This window comes from Mailhella sp., assembly GCF_057866825.1.
In genome coordinates, this window is sequence record NZ_DBMAHT010000040.1 from 1 (window position 1) to 18092 (window position 18092).

Annotated in this window: 15 protein-coding genes; 5 read left to right on the forward strand and 10 right to left on the reverse strand. The window is 62.8% G+C overall.

What is annotated here, in order from left to right; all coding sequences use genetic code 11:
• On the forward strand, positions 1-191 hold a 191-nt coding region (locus tag ACZM96_RS05610), incomplete at its 5' end, for a hypothetical protein (protein WP_489487853.1).
• Here ACZM96_RS05610 and ACZM96_RS05615 read toward each other — a convergent pair.
• Positions 188-1165, reverse strand: a complete 978-nt coding sequence (locus ACZM96_RS05615; protein WP_489487854.1) for a type II toxin-antitoxin system RelB/DinJ family antitoxin — start codon at positions 1163-1165, stop codon at positions 188-190. The two genes, ACZM96_RS05610 and ACZM96_RS05615, sit on opposite strands and share 4 nt — an antisense overlap.
• Before the next feature lie 148 nt (positions 1166-1313).
• Between ACZM96_RS05615 and ACZM96_RS05620 the strand changes: the two genes are divergently transcribed.
• On the forward strand, positions 1314-1736 hold the full coding sequence (locus tag ACZM96_RS05620; RefSeq protein ID WP_489487855.1) for a DUF2493 domain-containing protein: 423 nt from the start codon (positions 1314-1316) through the stop codon (positions 1734-1736).
• A 179-nt stretch (positions 1737-1915) separates the two neighbouring features.
• Here the strand turns inward: ACZM96_RS05620 and ACZM96_RS05625 are convergent, their stop codons facing one another.
• From ACZM96_RS05625 to ACZM96_RS05665, 9 genes are all read right to left on the reverse strand, one after another.
• Entirely contained in the window at positions 1916-5377 is a 3462-nt protein-coding gene (locus ACZM96_RS05625) for a DEAD/DEAH box helicase (RefSeq protein WP_489487856.1), read from the reverse strand.
• A 3-nt stretch (positions 5378-5380) separates the two neighbouring features.
• Complete coding sequence (gene hrpB / locus ACZM96_RS05630; RefSeq protein ID WP_489487857.1) at positions 5381-7864, reverse strand: ATP-dependent helicase HrpB; 2484 nt, start codon at positions 7862-7864, stop codon at positions 5381-5383.
• Positions 7865-7956: 92 nt separating this feature from the next.
• The gene (locus ACZM96_RS05635; protein ID WP_489487858.1) at positions 7957-9645 is read right to left on the reverse strand and encodes a carbon starvation CstA family protein; all 1689 of its coding nucleotides are present in this window, start codon (positions 9643-9645) and stop codon (positions 7957-7959) included.
• Positions 9646-9666: 21 nt separating this feature from the next.
• Entirely contained in the window at positions 9667-10176 is a 510-nt protein-coding gene (locus tag ACZM96_RS05640; protein WP_489487859.1) for a DUF8052 family protein, read from the reverse strand.
• A gap of 745 nt (positions 10177-10921) precedes the next feature.
• Positions 10922-12574, reverse strand: coding sequence for a phosphoglucomutase (alpha-D-glucose-1,6-bisphosphate-dependent) (gene pgm, locus ACZM96_RS05645; RefSeq protein WP_489487860.1), 1653 nt, complete (start codon positions 12572-12574; stop codon positions 10922-10924).
• 342 nt (positions 12575-12916) lie between these two features.
• On the reverse strand, positions 12917-13717 hold the full coding sequence (locus ACZM96_RS05650) for a M48 family metallopeptidase (protein ID WP_489487861.1): 801 nt from the start codon (positions 13715-13717) through the stop codon (positions 12917-12919).
• On the reverse strand, positions 13711-14457 hold the full coding sequence (locus ACZM96_RS05655; protein ID WP_489487862.1) for a hypothetical protein: 747 nt from the start codon (positions 14455-14457) through the stop codon (positions 13711-13713). Before ACZM96_RS05655 ends, ACZM96_RS05650 begins: the two co-directional genes overlap by 7 nt.
• 32 nt (positions 14458-14489) lie before the next feature.
• Entirely contained in the window at positions 14490-14942 is a 453-nt protein-coding gene (locus tag ACZM96_RS05660) for a CBS domain-containing protein (protein WP_489487863.1), read from the reverse strand.
• A gap of 105 nt (positions 14943-15047) precedes the next feature.
• A complete protein-coding gene (locus tag ACZM96_RS05665) occupies positions 15048-15797 on the reverse strand; it encodes a carboxymuconolactone decarboxylase family protein (protein WP_489487864.1) in 750 nt (249 codons plus the stop codon).
• Positions 15798-15857: 60 nt separating this feature from the next.
• Between ACZM96_RS05665 and ACZM96_RS05670 the strand changes: the two genes are divergently transcribed.
• The 3 genes from ACZM96_RS05670 to groL form a co-directional block, all read left to right on the forward strand.
• Complete coding sequence (locus ACZM96_RS05670; protein WP_489487865.1) at positions 15858-16205, forward strand: hypothetical protein; 348 nt, start codon at positions 15858-15860, stop codon at positions 16203-16205.
• Between the two features lie 222 nt (positions 16206-16427).
• Positions 16428-16709, forward strand: a complete 282-nt coding sequence (gene groES, locus ACZM96_RS05675; RefSeq protein ID WP_294484603.1) for a co-chaperone GroES — start codon at positions 16428-16430, stop codon at positions 16707-16709.
• A gap of 36 nt (positions 16710-16745) precedes the next feature.
• Positions 16746-18092: chaperonin GroEL (gene groL, locus ACZM96_RS05680; RefSeq protein ID WP_489487866.1), on the forward strand; the 1347-nt coding region annotated here is incomplete at its 3' end.

Sequence of the window (18092 nt, forward strand, 5' to 3'; positions counted from 1 at the left end):
TCCATTTCTGCAAGATGTTTTTCCATAGCGAATCCTTTGCGGGTATAGAGTCTCCCATAAATACTCGCTTAAACCGCTCCGGTCAATGGAACGGAACGACGTGGTTTTCAGCGGAAAAACGCTGGCGTGCGAAAGCTCGCCCGCGCTTCACGCGTTTCGGCTCGGCCCGGGAAGAGAGCGCGGGGCACTAGCGCAGACCGTTTCTGGTTCTGTCGTCCAGAACGCGCAGCCAGACCGCTTCGGGAGCGAACATGACCGCTCCGTGAGCGTCGGTGAGCCAGAGTGCGCCCCATTCGCCTCCGGGCGCGAAATTCAGCGTGCAGCCGTTGGCAAAGCGCAGACAGAGCTGTTCCCGTTCGCGGCCCTCGTTCCAGATGCGGGAGGAGGAAACGTCCGCGAGCCTCTGACCGATGATGGAAGAAAACACCGCGCTGAGATCGCGGGGATACACGGCGTCCGCTTCGAGCACCTCGTCGGGAAGCCTTCCGTCCATCATGCGCAGGCTTCCGCCGCCGTGAAAGCCGAGCTCCACGCGCACCATGCCGAAATCGAGGGCAAAGGGCTCGTCTCCGGACACATAGACTTCCCGCCAGCCCTGCACATGATCGTTGGGCTCGCCGATGGAATAGAGGCGGTTCAAGGAGCGCACGCGGCGCAGCGGAGCGCCGATGAGATGCGCGTTGAGAAAGGCCTGACGAAGTTCTCCGCCGTCCTGCCCGGCCACGCGGCCGTCGGAAGTTTCGGGAACCTGTTCGGGCTCGCCGCCTTCCTGCCTGACGGAGGCGTTCTCTTCCCCGGCATCGTCCGCACCCTCTTCTTCGCGATCGGCCAAAGGAGCGGATTCGCGCGTAAGGGGGGCTTCCGCCGTGTCCGTATCATCTTCCGCCGCGCGGACGGGCTCTTCGGCCGGTTCCTGATCTTCGCTAGGGCAGGCTTCGGGCGATTCCTGCCAGAAGACGGTGCGTCCGCCTTCGGGCGCGGGAGAGGTGTCTTCGGCCGGACGGGGCGCGGGCGGGGTCAGGCGGGGCGTGAAGGGAAGGCCGTGCTCCCGCAGGGACTGCTTCAGGAAAAGCTGGATGGCGGTGGACAGATCCAGGCCGAGTTCGCGGAAAAGAGCGTCGGCCCTGGCGGCAAGTTCAGGGTCAAGAACAATGGTTTCAGGCATGACGAGTCTCGTGGTTCAGGTTGACCCTCGGAGAGGGCCTGTCCATTATTGTCCCGGCGGGCGCTGAAATCAAGCGCTTGCGGCCGATGCGGGCTTTTCGTATGCTTTGCAGGTATGCGGGCCTTCGGGCTCAGGAGCCGGAGCGAACATGAAACTGGCGGTTGTGGGTTCCCGGAACTTTTCCGATTATGCGTGGATGGAGCATTGTCTGCTCCGTCGTTTTTCCGTGGAAGATATCGACGCCGTCATTTCCGGCGGGGCGAAGGGCGCGGACGCCCTTGCGGCGCGTTTTGCCGAATCGCATGGTTTGCCGCTGCTCGTTGTTCCGGCGGACTGGAAGGCGCACGGCAAGAAGGCCGGACCTTTGCGCAATGCGGATATCGTTGCCCGGGCCGACGCGCTGGTGGCCTTCTGGGACGGCGTGTCCCGCGGCACGCGCGACGCCATGGTCAAGGCGCGTCTGGCCGGAAAGCGCGTGGAGGTGTTTCCCTGCGCACGGGCGGCCGGTATCCTGATCGCGGACGAGGCGGATGTGTCCGCTCCGCCGAAAGAGGCGAAGAAGCAGAGCTGAGCTTTCGCCGGAAGGGCTGGGCAGGCGACGAGCCTCAGCCCGTCCGCCGCAGAAGCGTCCGGCGTTGAGAGCGTCCGGCGCGGATGTTCTGAGGCTCAGCCGGGCCCTTGCGGCCGAAGACGAAGTTGCCGGACCTTCCTTTGAGCGCCGGAGCTTTTGCGGGCGGCGCGTTTTCCCCATCAATATTCGTCGGCGTGCCCGACGGGGCGATGGTCTTCCCGGAATGCGGCTGAAAGAAGGCTGCTTTCTGCATATTCCTGCACGGGAAGCTCTTCTGCCAGCACGTCGAAAAACGGATGCCGTTTCCAGTCGCGCCGATTACCCACCACATAGATGAGTGAGCGCGCCCGCGTGAGGGCCACGTTGAGCATGTTGGGCGTGCGCGAGGCCCACTGCCTGCTGCCCCATCCGGCCTGCCCCGGCGAGGAGCCGAGCACGAGAAACACGATGTCCGCTTCCTTGCCCTGAAAGGTGTGAATGGTGCCGCAACGCACGCGGTTTTCAGGAAAGCGCATGGCCCGCAGCAGCAACCGGCAGTGCCGCGCCACCTTGCGGAAGGGCGAAATGACGAACACCGAGGCTTCCCGCGGGCCGTTTGCCCCTTCAAGTTCCGGCCACTTCGCCTGCAGTCTCAGCAGGCAGTTTTTCAGACAGGCGAGCTCTTCCTGCACGAGCTGGGCGTCGGCCATGTGGCCGTTCACGTGAAACCAGCAGCTCGGGCCGAGCAGCGACCGGATGTTGGGAAACGAGGTCTGCGCCTGCACCATCTGCCCGTCGTAGGCGATGCGGTTGGAAACGCCGAACATGGGCTCGGCGCAGCGGTAATGGGCGCGCAGAGGAAAGCCCGTCCACACGCGGCGGCCCGCGGTTTCCATCCATGCGCCGAGCACGGAACTGCGGTCGGCCAGCGTCTGGGCGGACTGACTTTCCGGCGACCAGTGCTCAAGATGCAGTCCGCCCCTCTCCTGCCTGGCGCGCAGCGTGTTGAGCAGTCCTTCCGGCTGCGGAACCACGGGTTCTATCTGCTGCGGATCGCCGATGACGGCGGCCCGGGACGCGCGCCAGAGCGCGCCTGCCGCGCTCTGCGGCGTGGCCTGACCGGCTTCGTCGAGCAGCACCCAGTCGAGCGAGCCCTGCCCCATGCCGGAGAACACGCGGCCGAACGACGCCAGCGTGGACGACACCACGGGCACCATGAAGAACAGCGCGTTCCAGATGTCCGCGCTTTCGGCTTCCTCCACGGGAGCACCCCGCAGATAGCGTGTGACGATGCCGATGTTGGCGGAACACTCCCGCGCGCAGGACTTGATGGTCCATTCATGCAGGCGCAGCGCCTGAAGAAAGAGCAGAGAACGCAGGCGTTCGAGCTCTTCGTCGTTCCATACGCTTTTGAGCTGCCAGTCGGGCTGACGCCAGAATTCCCGGCAGGGCGCGCGCAGCGCTTCGCCGCCGCTTCGATCCCTGCTCATTTCGTTCTGTGCCCTGCGGGCCAGTTCTTCCAGAGCCTCCAGCCGATCGGCCAGCTCCAGCGCGGCCCTGTTGTCTTCTCCGGCCTCGGCCCGGAGTACGCGGCTTTTTTCCATGAGCGCCATGAACTGCCCGAGAAGAGAATGTTCCTCAGACCTGGGCGCAGATTCCGGTTCCGACTCCTGTTTGACCTGCTGCGCCAGCTCTTGTCTGCGCCTTTTGAGCTCGGCGGCCGTGGCCAGAAAATCTTCCCTAGCCTGACGCCAGCGGCACAGGGCGTCCTGCCTCGCGTCGTAGGAGCGGAAGGCGTCCAGCACCTGCTTCATGCCGGGCAGGGAAATCTGACGTTCCTGATCGCGGAATCCCCAGAAGAACGCGCGGGCGAACTGTTCGCAGTTCCAGGCGGAACCGAGCACCGCGGAAAGCAGGCCCCAGGCGGGGCGCGGCGGCTCTTCGCTGTCGGCGGGGGTGAAGGCGGCGTTCACCGCGCCGGCCACTTCGGGAAAATAGCCCGCGTCGGGAAAGGCGCGACGGCACACGGCGTCTTCCGAGGGCAGAAAGCGCGTGATGTTTTCCACGGCGGCGTTGTTGCTGCTCGTGACCACCATGCAGGTGCCGCGCATGATGTCGCGCCGCAGCGGATAAAAATCTCCCGAAGACACGGCAAAGGCCTCGAAGGGGTTCTTGAGCGCGGCAAGTCTGCGGGCGCGTCGGACCACGAGTTCGGCGGCCACGTCGCAGAGCAGTCTGGTCTTGCCCGTGCCCGGAGGCCCGTTCACCGCCGTCAGCTCGCCGTGCAGAATTTCCGTGACCACCCCGAGCTGCGCGGGAAGCAGATGCTGGGAAGGCGGAAAGGGCCAGCGCCCGTCGGGCAGTCGTTCAAGGGAGAGCGCCTTTTCGCGCGCAAGACGGCTTTCTTCGCCGGATGCCAGCACGTCGCAGCGTTTGCGGGCGTTCTTTTCGCCTTCCAGATAGCGGGCGAACACGCCCGTGAATCCGCGCCTCGCGAGCGCCAGCAGATGATCGAGATCGGAAAGATAAAAGGAGTTGAGCAGATCGTTCTGCACGTCGTCGATGCGCCGCCCCTTGGGATCCGGCCGGAAATACACGGAGCGCACCACGATGCGCGCCTCTTCGCCTTCCATGTCCGTCATGCGGAAAAGACGCTCGATTTCCTCCTGAATCCACGGCCAGCGGAAGGGCTCGGCGCGGGAGCTTCGGCGCCGGTCGAAATCGGACTGCATGTTCAGCATGTCGGCGGGAAGCTGATCGAGACTTTTGCCCGCCAGACAGCGCGCAAGGCCGGGCACGAACGAGGCCGGCACGTAGCTTTCCGGCACGGGTTCTCCCGTCATGTCCAGCACCACGGCGGCCAGGCATCCTTCGCCGAGGCCGGGCTCTTCCGGGTGTTCGGGACTGTTCCCAGTCTTTTCCAGAATGATGTCGGAAATGTGCTGGCGGGCGAGCACGCCGAGATAGACGATGTGCCAAGCCGCAGCAAAGCCCGACGGCAGCGGATGAAACCAGGGCAGAGAGCCGTCGTCCGTTCCGGGCTCGGCGGGGGCCTGGCCACAGCCTGAGGCGTTCGGCGCAGAAAGCGCCGCAGACACCGTTTCCCAGCGCCTTGCGCCGGTCACGGGCGGGCGCGAGGAACGCGGCACTTCGGGAATGATGAACACTTCCGTGTCGCGCCAGAAACGCAGAATCGCTTCGTTCCTTCGGCGCAGCGCGTCTTCTTCGGCCTTCCTTTTGGCGTCGGCGGCAAGTTCGGCCGCGCGTTCCGCCTTGTCGAGCGAGGCGTTTTTCGGGGCGCTTTCTCCGTTCAGCATGGCAAGCGCCTGAGAAACGAGATCCGCCTCCTTCGAGGCTTCTGGAGCGCGGTCTGCACCGCGCGGTGCTGATGTGCCGCGCCTTGCCTGTGACGTTTTCGGCGCGGCGGCGCGGGCTGCGGAGGGCTTTTTTATCGAGGGCGCTGTTGCCGGAGTCCTGGCCGCAGCCGTCGGTTCCGGGCACTCGCCGGTGTCGGCCAGCGCCAGAAACGACGCCGCCATCTTACGCACGCCGTGCCTTTTGAACTGCACCATGACCTTGCCCTCGATGACGGCCAGCACTTCTCCCGGCCCCCACTGCGGCATGGATGGATTGATGACGATGTCTCCCGTGCGAAATTCCATGCGCTATCCTCTCTCCAGAGCCTTTTTGGTCTTTTTGGTGGGAATCGCGGCAAGCGGATCTTCCGGCCAGGGATGTTTGGGGTAGCGGCCCCGCATTTCCGCGCGCACGGCGGCGTAGGCTCCTCGCCAGAATCCGGCCAGATCGCGCGTGACCTGAAGCGGGCGTCCCGCGGGAGAAAGCAGATGCACGGTGAGGGGGCATCGGCCGCCGCACACGGCGGGCGTGTCCTGCTGCCCGAACATTTCCTGCAGCTTCACGGCCAGCACGGGACCGCCTTCGGGAAGATAGTCGATGCGCACAAGAGAGCCGGACGGCACGCGAAGGTGTTCCGGCGCTTCGCGGTCGAGACGCCTCGACTCGGCAAAGGGCAGAAGCGCATGCAGTGCCCCGGCCAGATCAATGGAGGAAAACTGCGCGCGCCTCGTGACGCCGGAAAGCCACGGACTCAGCCAGTTGTCGAGCGGCGACGACTTGAGCGCGGCCATGAGCGCCTCGTCGCTCACGTCGGGCCATGCTTCTCCATCCATGCGGCGCATGAGAAGCACGCGGGCCTGCCATTCGCGAAGTTCCTTCGTCCACGGAAGGCATGCCGAACCGAGATCCGCTACGGCCAGCGTCACGGCGGAGAGCACCTTGTCCGCGGGCAGATCGCGGCCCCGCAAGGGTTCGTCGCTCAGCACAAGGCTGCCCAGCAGCGTTCTGCGCCGCGCAAGCACGGTCTCGGTTCGGTCGTCCCAGCGCACGACGTCCTCTTCCCGGAGAAGATCGCCGTGCAGCTCTTCCAGCGTGCTCTTGTCCAGAGGAGCCGCCAGATGAATGCGTCCCGTGCCCTGCGCGCCGCCGTCCATGGCGGCCACGGCCAGAAAAGGCGCGTCGGCAAGGGCGTCTTCCGGGGGAAGTTCCGCGCCGCGGCCGGAGGCCAGTCGGAACTTGCCGCGTTCCCGGCGCTGGGCCATGCGCTCCGGCCAGGCCAGAGAAAGCATGGCTCCCGCGCTCTCTTCGTCGCGGAACACGTCGTTTATGGGAAACGCGCCCTTTCCGCCGGAGAGCGAATAAATCTGCTCGGCGGCGCGGCGCAGGCGAGTGGAGCGGCGAAGTTCTGCAAGACGGGGGCGCACGTCGCAGCCGGAACCGGAGGTGCGCTCTTCCACAAGCGCGGAAATGGCGGCGGCAAGAGGCAGATGCTCTCCCGCAAGCAGGGCCATGTGCGCAAGGCGCGGATGCATGGGCATGCGCGCGAGCGCCTCGCCGTGCGGAGTGAGCGCAGATCGTCCGTTGTTTTCATGGACGGCTCCCAGAAGTTCCAGCGTCTGCCTGGCCTGCGCGAGCGAGGCTTCCGGCGCGGGGGTAAGAAGCGGAAGTTCCTGCGGCAGCGAGCCCCAGGCCAGCACGTCGAGCAGAAAGGGCGCAAGATCGGCGTCCAGAATTTCCGGGCGGCGCGAGGGCAGAAGCACGTCGCCTTCATGCCAGAGGCGCACGCAGATGCCGGGTTCCACGCGGCCTGCGCGGCCTGCGCGCTGATCGGCGGCGTCCTGCGTCACGCGAACGGTGACGAGCGCGCTCATGCCCGTGGCCGGAGAAAAGCGCGCCGTGCGGGAGAGACCGCAGTCCACCACCACGCGCACGCCCTCGATGGTGAGGCTGGTTTCCGCAATGGAGGTGGCAAGCACCACCTTGCGCTTGCCGGGCGCGGCGGGTGCTATGGCGGCGTCCTGTTCGGCGGCGGAAAGATCGCCGTAGAGCGGATGCAGGGAAACGTTGTCGGGAAGATTGGCGAGCATGTCCGCCACGCGGCGAATCTCTCCCTGACCGGGCAGAAACACGAGCATGGAGCCTTGCTCTTCTGCGAGCATCCGTTTCACCGTGGAGGCCGTGTGGGCAAGCAGTGCCTCGCGGCCGGAAAACGTGCCGAAGGAACCGGAGCCCGCAGGGCAGGGGGAATAGCGGATGTCCACGGGCCACATTCTGCCTTCGGCGCGGATCACGGGGCAGGGGGCAAGCAGCGACGAGAGCTCTTCCGCGTCCAGCGTGGCCGACATGACGAGAATTTTGAGATCGGGGCGCAGCGCTTCCTGCGCTTCGAGGCAGAGGGCGAGGGCCGTGTCCGCCTGCAGGGAGCGTTCATGGAATTCGTCGAAAATGACGCAGGAGACGCCGGATAGCTCGGGATCGGACACGAGACGGCGGGTCAGTATGCCTTCGGTGATGATTTCCACGCGCGTTTCGCGGCTTACGCGGCTTTCCAGACGGACGCGGTAGCCGATGCGTTGCCCCGCAGATTCGCCGAGTGAGGCGGCCATGTAGCGTGCGGCGGAACGCGCGGCCAGACGACGGGGCTCCAGCATGAGGATGGAGCCCTGCATCTGCTCCATGAGCATGAGGGGCACGCGCGTGGTCTTGCCCGAGCCGGGAGGCGCGACGAGCAGGGCGCGGTTGTGGTTGCGGAGGGCGTCAAGAAGGGCGGGAAAGGAGGATTCGACAGGCATGTTCATGCGGGAAATGTAGCGGGAAGCGGAGAAAAAGAAAAGGCGCACCCCGAAGGGCGCGCCTTTTTCATGAGACGGAAGCGTTGCCGCTGTCAGGCGGCGTGCTTCTTGCCGGTGAGCACGGGCAGAGCCTCGCGCACGAGGAAGATGGCAAGAATGAACAGAATGGCCGCAAGACCGGCCTGCAGGTAGGCGGCGAAGAGATCGCCCTGACCGGACGCGATGACGAGGATCTTGTCCTTGAAGGTAAGGGCGAGGGAGGTCAGGGTCACAAGAATCATGAACACCATGGGGAAGATGAACATCTTGTGATTGCGGGCGGCGTTCTTGAGCCACGCGGCCACGGCCAGCAGGGCCAGACCGGCGAGCAGCTGGTTGGACGCGCCGAAGAGCGGCCACACCTTGGACCATCCGCCCATGCCGAAGGCGATGCCCACGATGACGGTGAAGCCGGTGGAGAGGTACTTGTTGCACAGAAGCTTGCGGATGCCGGTGACGGTTTCAGGCGTTTCGCCGGGGTTCAGCCAGAATTCGGTGAACATGTAGCGGGCAAGTCTGGTGCCGGTGTCGAGGGAGGTCAGGCAGAAGGCGGACACCGAAAGGATGAGCAGACCGTAGGCGGTCTTCTGCGCTTCGGGGCTGGAGAAGCCGACCACGGCGAGCATTTCGGAAATGCCGCGGGCGAACACGGCGGTGGGAGGCATTTTGAAGGCGTCCGCGCCGGCCTTGGAGTAGATGTAGCCGATGGTGATGAGGGACACGATGGCGAGCGCGCATTCCACGAGCATGGCGCCGTAGCCGATGATCTTGGCGTTCTTTTCGCTGTTGAGCTGCTTGGAGGTCGTGCCCGAGGAGATCAGGGAGTGGAAGCCGGAAATGGCGCCGCAGGCGATGGTGACGAAGAGCACCGGGAAGAGGTACTGACCGTTCACCTCAAAGCCGACGAAGGCGGGCAGATCGAGGGTGGGATTGGCGGCGAACACGCCGATTACGGCCGCAATCATCATGGCGTAGAGCAAAAACGAGCTCAGGTAGTCGCGGGGCTGAAGCAGAATCCACACGGGGGTGACGGAGGCCACGAGAATGTACACGCCGATGATGTACATCCAGGTGTCGCCGTGAAGGTAGATGGGGCACTTGAGTCCGATGACGATGCAGGCGATGAGCACGATGATGCCGACGACGGTGCAGAAGGACAGGGACATGTTCTTGCGATACACGCAGAAGCCGAACACCACGGCCATGAGGATGAACAGCAGGGAGATGGTGGCGGTGGAGCCGTTGGCCTCGATGTGGGAGCCGTCGGGAGCGAAGCCGTTGAAGGTGCTGGCCACGATGGAGGCAAAGGCGGCGATGACGAGCAGCAGCGCAAGGTAGGCGAACACGATGAACAGACGCTTGGCGCGCACGCCGATGTTCTGCGAAATGACTTCGCCTATGGATTCGCCCTTGTGGCGGATGGAGGCGAAGAGCGCGCCGTAGTCATGCACGGCGCCGAAGAAAATGCCGCCTATGATGATCCACAGCAGGCAGGGCAGCCAGCCGAAGAAGGCGGCCTGAATGGGGCCGTTGATGGGGCCTGCGCCGGCGATGGACGAAAAATGATGACCGAAGAGCACGGGAGTCTTGGCGGGAACGTAGTCCACGCCGTCCTGCATGGTGATGGCGGGAGTAGGTCTGTTTTCATCCACGCCCCACTGTTTGGACAGCCAGGAGCCGTAGAAGACGTAGCCTGCGATGAGGCAGGCGAATCCGCCGATGAGAATGACAACGGAACTCAATTTAAATCCTCCTCAATTGAGTTAGCACTTTCCCAGATTTCCGTGTAGGAACTGCGCAAGTTCCCGTCCTGCCCGGTTGACGGCGACGTCGCCCGTGGAAAGATCCAGCGCGGCGGCGCGAAAATCCATCCAGCCGTGCAGGGAGAACAGAAAGTCCTTGTGATGGCGGGTGCCGCGCACGGCTCTGGCCGCCTGTTCCGTGACGCTGTCGCAGATGAACAGTGCCGTGATGAAGGACGATCGATGTTCGATGTGCGGACGTATTTTGGCCATGCCAAGCTCAAGAGCCTTCCCCCGGCATGACTCGTAAAGTTCCGCACTCAGTTCGGGAACGGAGAACACGTACACGAATTCATTGATTTCCGCGCGCCAGAGTCTGACCTTGCGGGACAGCACGAAGCATTCGTCGGTGGAGTGGAAGGCGTAGCAGGCGGCAAGCAGAGGCGTGCCTGAGTCAACGGGCTCTTCGTCGAAATAGACGGAGTAGGCGTCGCTCAGTTTGGCGAGCATGCTTGTTCTGCTGACGGGCATTTCTTTTCTCCTGACTTGCGGCCCCGGAAGGGCGACGCGCATGGGCCGAAACGGCTTTGGAGCGGCACGGGGCCCGAATTGTTCAGGCAGAGCCCACCGGTTCGGCGCGCCGTACCCCCTGGGAACAAAGGGGGGTACAGGCGACTTACAATATCATGGAAAAATATTGGCACACAAGGAAAAATCAGGTTGTGAAAAAATAAATTAATTGTGATGCCATGATATTTTTTCTTCTTTACGTTCTGAAAACTTTCTGTTGAAGAGCGGGCCGGACAAAGGAGGACAACGGATGCAGAGACTTTTTCTCCGCATGGCGGATGCAACGTTACTGTATGTGTCAATAACAGAGTGCCCGGCATGCTGATGCCGTGTGATATGACATGTTCATAAAACATATGATGACATAGCGAATGCTTCTCTGGAAAAACGCGTTTCTGGCGTGCGCTTTTCATGAGGCGTCGAGCCCTGGGAAAAGGACGCGCGTCGATTTTTTTGCGGTCGGCAAAAATTTTTCGGCGCTGCGCCGGCGGGATTGCCGCAAGTTGCGACGCAGCGCGGGGGCAGGGCGGTTTTTTTCGAGGGGAGCTCTTCGGCGCGGCGTTCGCAGAAGCGTTTTGCCCGGACGGCGAACGTGGACGCAGCGCGGACCTGAGGCAGACCATCGCCAAATCCGCCCCTGCGCCCGGGCATGAAAAAAGACGCGACCGGAGCCGCGTCTTTCTGCTTGTCGGGAAGGGAAAATCGATCAGGCCCTGGCCAGACCGCTTAGGAAGTTCTGCGCTTCTTCCTGCATCTTCTGGAAGTGCTCTTCGCCCTTGAAGTCTTCCATGTACAGCTTGTAGATGGGTTCGGTGCCGGAAGGACGCACGGCGAACCAGCCGTCGTCGGTGACCACCTTCAGGCCGCCGAAGGGCGCGTTGTTGCCCGGAGCTTTGGTGAGCACGGCCTTGACCGGCGAACCGGCCAGAGTGGTCATGGTCACATCGTCGGGAGAGATGGTCTTGAAGGCGGCCTTCATTTCCGGCGTCATGGGCGAGTCGATGCGGCGATACACGGGCGCGCCGAACTTTTCTTCGAGTTCATGATAGAGCACGGAGGGATTCTTTCCGGTCTTGGCGGTGATTTCCGCAGCCAGCAGGCAGAGAATGAGGCCGTCCTTGTCGGTGCTCCAGGGCAGGCGGTCGGCGCGCAGGAAGGAGGCTCCGGCGCTCTCTTCGCAGCCGAGGCAGCAGGTGCCGGAATGCAGGCCGGGCACGAACCACTTGAAGCCCACGGGCACTTCCATGACCTTGCGGCCGTGGGATTCGGCTACGCGGTTGAGCATGGAGCTCGTGACCACGGTCTTGCCGATGACGGCGTCGGGACGCCAGGCCTTGCGGAAGCCGTCCTTGCTGTCGCGGATGAGGAAGTCCACCACCACGGAGAGGTAGTGGTTCGGATTCATGAGGCCTTCGGGCGTGACGATGCCGTGGCGGTCGGAGTCGGGATCGCAGGCAAAGGCGATGTCGAAACGATCCTTGAGCTTCAAAAGTTCGGCCATGGCGTAGGGGGAAGAGCAGTCCATGCGGATCTTGCCGTCGTGGTCGAGGGGCATGAAGCGGAAGGTGGGATCGTACTGATTGTTGGTGTTTTCGATGCTCAGTCCGTACTTTTCGGCGATGGGGGCCCAGTAGGCGAGGCTTGCGCCGCCCAGGGGATTCACGCCCAGCTTGAGGCCGGAGGCGGCGATGGCGGGAAAGTCGATGACGTTGCAAAGATCGTTCACATAGCAGGAAACGTAGTCGTGATCCTGCACGAGGCCGGAACGCAGCGCCTTGTAGAGGCTGATGCGCTTGACGTCCCTGTTGCCGTCTTCAAGGAGCTGATTGGCGCGGTCCTGAATGCGGGCGGTGAGGGTGGTGTCGGCCGGGCCGCCGTGCGGGGGATTGTACTTGAAGCCGCCGTCCTGAGGCGGATTGTGGGAAGGCGTGATGACGATGCCGTCCGCCGTGGCGGTGGACTGCCGGTTCCAGCTGAGGATGGCGTGGGAGATGGCGGGAGTGGGAGTGTAGCCGTGGCCGGTCTGGACCATGGTGACCACGCCGTTGGCGGCGAGCACTTCCAGAGCGGTGCGCCAGGCGGGTTCGGAAAGAGCATGAGGGTCTTTGCCGAGGAAAAGCGGACCGGTGACGCCTTCGGCCTTGCGCACGTCGCACACGGCCTGCGTGACAGCAAGAATGTGGGCTTCGTTGAAGCTGGTGCGCAGGGAGGAGCCGCGATGCCCGGAGGTGCCGAAGCTTACGGCCTGCTCGGGAATGTCGGCGGAAGGTTCATAGGTGTAGTAGGAGGAAATGAGAGCGGGAATGTCGGTGAGCTGGTCGGGGCGGGGCAGCTTGCCCGCCTGAGGATCAAGAGCCATGGCGAGTCTCCGGAAAATGGCAGAGGTGACAGAATGCTTTGCCCCCAGACTACACGGAAAGGCGGAGCTTGTTAATATGGGAGAGAGGCGTTGCGGGGCATTGCGCGCAAGATTTTTCCGCCCGGCGTGGATGCTTCGTCGCATCTGCCTGCCTGATGGACGGTTTGAGGGCGTCGCGATGTTTCCGGGGCTGCGGAGGTCGCGCGGAAGACTCCTGCGCAGGACGCGCGAAAGAGGCGTTTTTCGGAATGCGTATCGTGCGGTTTCGCCGGGCATGACCGGAGGAAGTGAAGAGAACAGGGAGGCGTCGGATCCGGGCCGGACCGATGTTTTTTTGCGGCGCTACGTTCGCGGATGCTCCAGTCCCCAGATGCGGATGCGCTTTTCCCGTTCTCCGGCGTCGGGCAGCAGCGTGCGGAGCAGCGCGTGAAAGGCGGGGCCGTGATTCATGGCCCGCAGGTGGCACAGCTCGTGACAGATCACGTAGTCGATGAGGGGCAGGGGCATTTCCACCAGCTGGGCGGCAAGGGTGATGTCGCCCCGAACCGAGCAGCTTCCCCATCGGCGCTTGAGGCTGCGCACGGTGAGCGAATGCGCGGCGGCGCGGTCGCCGAGCCTCTCGCGGGCGTGCTGATCGAGGCGGGACAGGCGTCGGTTCAGGATCAGAGAAGCCGCGTCGAGTCTCCAGCGTCGGAAGGCCCTTTCCACGGCGCGGTCTCTGGCTTCGTCGTCGAGGCCGGGGCGCAGGCAGGGCAGTTCCAGCGTGTTCCCTCGAAAATGTGCGCGGGCGTTTCGTCGGGCGGGAACCGGGCGCAGGGTGAACGCTCTGCCGAGGTAGAGCGCCGCGGAGCCTTCCCGCGCGGGAGATGATACGCCTCTATGGTCGGCAAAAAACGCGCGCTTCTCCCGCACCCAGTCCAGACGGGAGCGCACGAAGGCGAGCACGTTTTCCCAGGGGATCGACGCCGGAGCCTTGACGCGCACCGAGCCGTCGGCGCGAACCGTCATGCGCAGGGTGCGGCAGCCGTCGCGCTGAAAGAGAAAGGAAAGGTCGGCGTCGGGCAGAGAGACGTTTCGTTCTTCGAGAATGCGCCTGGCGTTTTTCTGTCTGGAGGAACGCTTTTTGCGGAAGGGCGTCAGCATAGCCACTTCCTGCTGGAAGGCAGGAGCAGGCAGGCGCAGCTTGCGAGCATGAGCGCAAGAAGCAGGGCCATGACCGCAAGTTCCGCCGGTCCGGCTCCGGGCAGGGCCTGCGCCATGTCCAGCACAAGGATCAGGCAGCAGCCTCCCCACGCCGGAGCAAAGCCCGCGTTGCCGCAGCTTGCGAGCACATGTCGCAGGGCAAAGAATCGCCATGCCGCGGCGATCAGGTTCTGCCTGCCGGCATGGACGATGGGAAGAGCGCCGGGGAGAACGAAGGCGTGGAAGATCAGAACAAGGAGAAGTATCAGCGAGAGCGCGCCGAACGCCTGCATGGCGCGGGGTCTGGGTTCGGAAGGACCCGGGCGGGGAAGCAGAACGACGGCTATTTTGTAGGAAATGTAGAGCAGCGGGCAGGAGATGAGCGGAGCCAGAAATGCCGCCGCCATGGGCAGCATGAGCTCCGGCACCCGGAACCACTGGAAGAGCGGCCTTGCGCCGATAAAGAAGATCACGGCGAACAGGGACAGAGAAAAAAGCATGGCGCGGGCCGTTTCGCGCACGACCTCGCGCAGGGGGCGCGTGTGATCCGGCCAGCCGTGCAGCGCGGGCGGCAGGGTCAGCGAGAGGGCGATGATGAGCGCAAAGGCCGTCCAGCCGGACTGCGGAGCAAGACAGTCGTCCAGCGAGAGAAAATCGGCGCAGATGAGAACCAGCCATCCCGCAGAGGGGATGGCTGCCAAAGTAAGGAGAAAAAGGGCGAAGAAGCGGAGAATCATTCTTCGGCGGCGAGTCGCTTGAGCAGATCCTCCATGCCGACGACGCCCACGAGACGTCCGTTTTCCTGAACCGGCAGGGTGTAGTAGCGCTGTTCCACCATGAGCGTGGCGATTTCGTCCACCGTGGTTTCCGGCGTGATGGCGTGCGGATCGGAGCTCATGACCTCGCCCACCGTGCTTGCGGCCATGCGGCGCAGCTCACGGGAGAACTTGCCCGGCATCTGCATGGGAATGGCGCCGCCGAGCAGCAGAAAATATCCCGGCGTTTCGAGCTTCTTGTCCAGAGAAATGAGGTCGGACTGCGTGAGTATGCCGATGAGCCGGTCGTCTTCCACCACGGGAAGTCCGTTGAAATGCCCGTCGAGCAGAAGCCGGGCCGCGTCGCGCAGGGTGGTGTCGCGAGTGACGGTAACGGGGTTCTTTGTCATGATGTCGGCGGCAGTCTTCATAATTTTCCTCCAGCAAGGTTCTTTTTCTGTACAACGCTCCTTGCGTTGTATCCATTAAAAGAACAAGGGAGAAAACTGTCAAGGCCTCCGCCGGCAGAGCGACTCTCAGTCGGGCATGACCGCGTTGACGCAGGAGAGCGCGTTCAGCGTGCGGGGAAAGCCCATGAGAGGCAGGCACACTTCCAGAGCGTCGATGAGTTCCTGCTTGGCGTTGCCCACGTTCGCGTTGCCCTGCACGTGACTTTTGACCTGTGCTTCGCATCCGCCGAGGGCGCTGATGATGGAGAAGGTCAGCAGTTCGCGGGTTTTCACATCGAGGCCGCGGCGCGTGTAGATGTCGCCGAAGCAGAAGGCGGAAAGATGATCCACCATGATGGCCTTCTGGCCTTCGGGTGCGGAGGCGTGCATGGCGTCGATGACGTCGCCGAAAATGCCCTTCTGCACGTCGAGCCCCTTCTCAAAGCGGTTTTCCTCCGTGACCGTGGCCTGATGTTCCAGCGGCAGGGCGATGCCGCGCGCGGAAAACGCCGCATCGACTTCCCGCAGGGCGTCTTCCGTGGCGGGAAAACCGACGTAGGGTGCGCACTGATACACGGCTTCGCGGATCTGCACCGGGGAAACACCGTCCGCGAGCGCGGCTTCCGTTTTTTCTCTGACGTTGCTGACGGCCCGCAGCGCCGTGAGGGCGGAGAGCGTCACGAGATGCTTCTTGACCGTGGAAAGCGCGCCCTGACGGGAAAAGGCGTCGCGTTCGAGACGGGCGCGCATGGCGGCGAGTTCGGGATTGTTGCGGGCAAGATTTGCTCTGGATTCGGAAACGGCGGCGCAGGCGTCGCGCTCTTTGCATTCGTTCATGGATTCCCCTCCGGAAATTGATGGTCTGGCGTGGGCGGGCTCCGAAAGGCTGCCGATGAGATGCTCTTGAAAAGGGCGATGAAGTCTCGAAAACTCGCGGACGCACGGGAGCAGCATAGTTTTGCCGTGCGCCGGAAACCAGAGTCGATTCTCTCTAATTCTTGCCTGAATCTGCCGATTGCGGCGGAAGCGGAGAAGCGCGCCCAAGGGGAGGGAACATTCGGCACGACGCGCCCGGCGCAGGAAAAAAGCACGACGGCTCGTGCGCGTTTTTTGCCGCTGCGGGTGCAGAAAGCAGAGAAAAACGAGAGCGGAAAAAGACGGAAAATACGGCGGAATTTTCGGAAAACGCGAGAAAAACGCGCCGGACGCAAAGAAAAATCAAATTTATTTTTATTTGTAATATAATGAAATTAAAGGATATTTATTTGAAGGCCAAGAAAAAGTCGAAAAAAAATCGTTTCTGCCCCTTTTCAACTGCGAAAGCGGGCTTATTTATGGTTCGTCGCCGGGAGCGCAATTCTCCTGCGATAATGCGATCAGCGCTTTCATCCTGTCCTTTTTCCGGCGCATGCCGGGAGCGCTGAAACGCCATCAGTGACAACAAAAATTTTTGGGAGGATATGGGTAATGAAACCCCTGAATGACCGTGTGCTCGTGAAACGCCTTGAATCCGAAGAAAAGACCGCTGGTGGTCTGTTCATCCCCGATGCCGCCAAGGAAAAGCCTTCCAAGGGCGAAGTCATTGCCTGCGGCCCCGGCAAGCTGAACGACAAGGGCGAACGCGTCGCCATGGAAGTGAAGCCCGGTGACATCGTGCTGTTCGCCAAGTACGCCGGCACTGAAATCAAGGTCAACGGCGCCGATCACATCATCATGCGCGAAGAAGATATCCTCGCCATTCTCGACTAACTTCGTACAACTTCCTATTTTTCCGGAGAACATATCATGTCTGCTAAAGAGATTCTTTTCGATGCCAAGGCCCGCGAACGTCTGGCCATGGGCGTGGATAAGCTTGCCAATGCTGTGAAGGTCACCCTCGGCCCCAAGGGCCGCAACGTTCTCATTGAAAAGGCCTACGGCGCTCCCGTCATCACCAAGGACGGCGTGACCGTGGCCAAGGAAATTGAACTGGAAGACAAGTTCGAGAACATGGGCGCTCAGCTCGTTCGCGAAGTGGCCTCCAAGACCAACGACGCCGCCGGCGACGGTACCACCACCGCCACCGTTCTGGCTCAGGCCATTTACCATGAAGGCGTGAAGCTCGTGGCCGCCGGCCGCAACCCCATGCCCATCAAGCGCGGCATCGACAAGGCCGTGGCCGCCATCACCGCTGAGCTCGGCAACATCGCCAAGCCCACCCGCGATCAGAAGGAAATCGCCCAGGTCGGCACCATTTCCGCCAACTCCGATCCCACCATCGGCAACATCATTGCCGAAGCCATGAGCAAGGTGGGCAAGGAAGGCGTCATCACCGTTGAAGAAGCCAAGGGCCTCGAAACCACTCTGGAAACCGTGGAAGGCATGCAGTTCGACCGCGGCTACCTGTCCCCCTATTTCGTGACCGACGCCGAAAAGCTGGTGTGCGACCTTGAGAACCCCTTCATCCTGCTGCAGGAAAAGAAGATCACCGGCATGAAGGAAATGCTGCCTGTCCTCGAACAGGTGGCCAAGATGAACCGTCCTCTGCTCATCATTGCTGAAGACGTGGAAGGCGAAGCCCTTGCCACCCTCGTGGTGAACAAGCTGCGCGGCACCCTGCAGGTGGCCGCCGTCAAGGCTCCCGGCTTCGGCGATCGCCGCAAGGCCATGCTCCAGGATATCGCCATTCTCACCGGCGGCACCGTTGCCTCCGAAGAAATGGGCGTCAAGCTCGAAAACTTCACCCTTGCCAACCTCGGTACCGCCAAGCGCGTCCATATCGACAAGGACAACACCACCATCGTTGACGGCGCCGGTCAGTCCGCCGACATCAAGGCCCGTGTTGCTCAGATCCGCGCCCAGATCTCCGAAGCCACTTCCGATTACGATCGCGAAAAGCTGCAGGAACGTCTGGCCAAGCTGGTCGGCGGCGTGGCTGTGATCAAGGTCGGTGCTGCTACCGAAACCGAAATGAAGGAAAAGAAGGACCGCGTTGAGGACGCCCTGAACGCCACCCGCGCCGCTGTTGCCGAAGGCATCGTGCCTGGCGGCGGCACTGCCTACATCCGCTGCCTGCCCGCTCTGGACGACATCGAAGCCACCGAAGAGGAAATGGCCGGTGTGAACATCGTTCGCCGCGCTGTGGAAGAACCT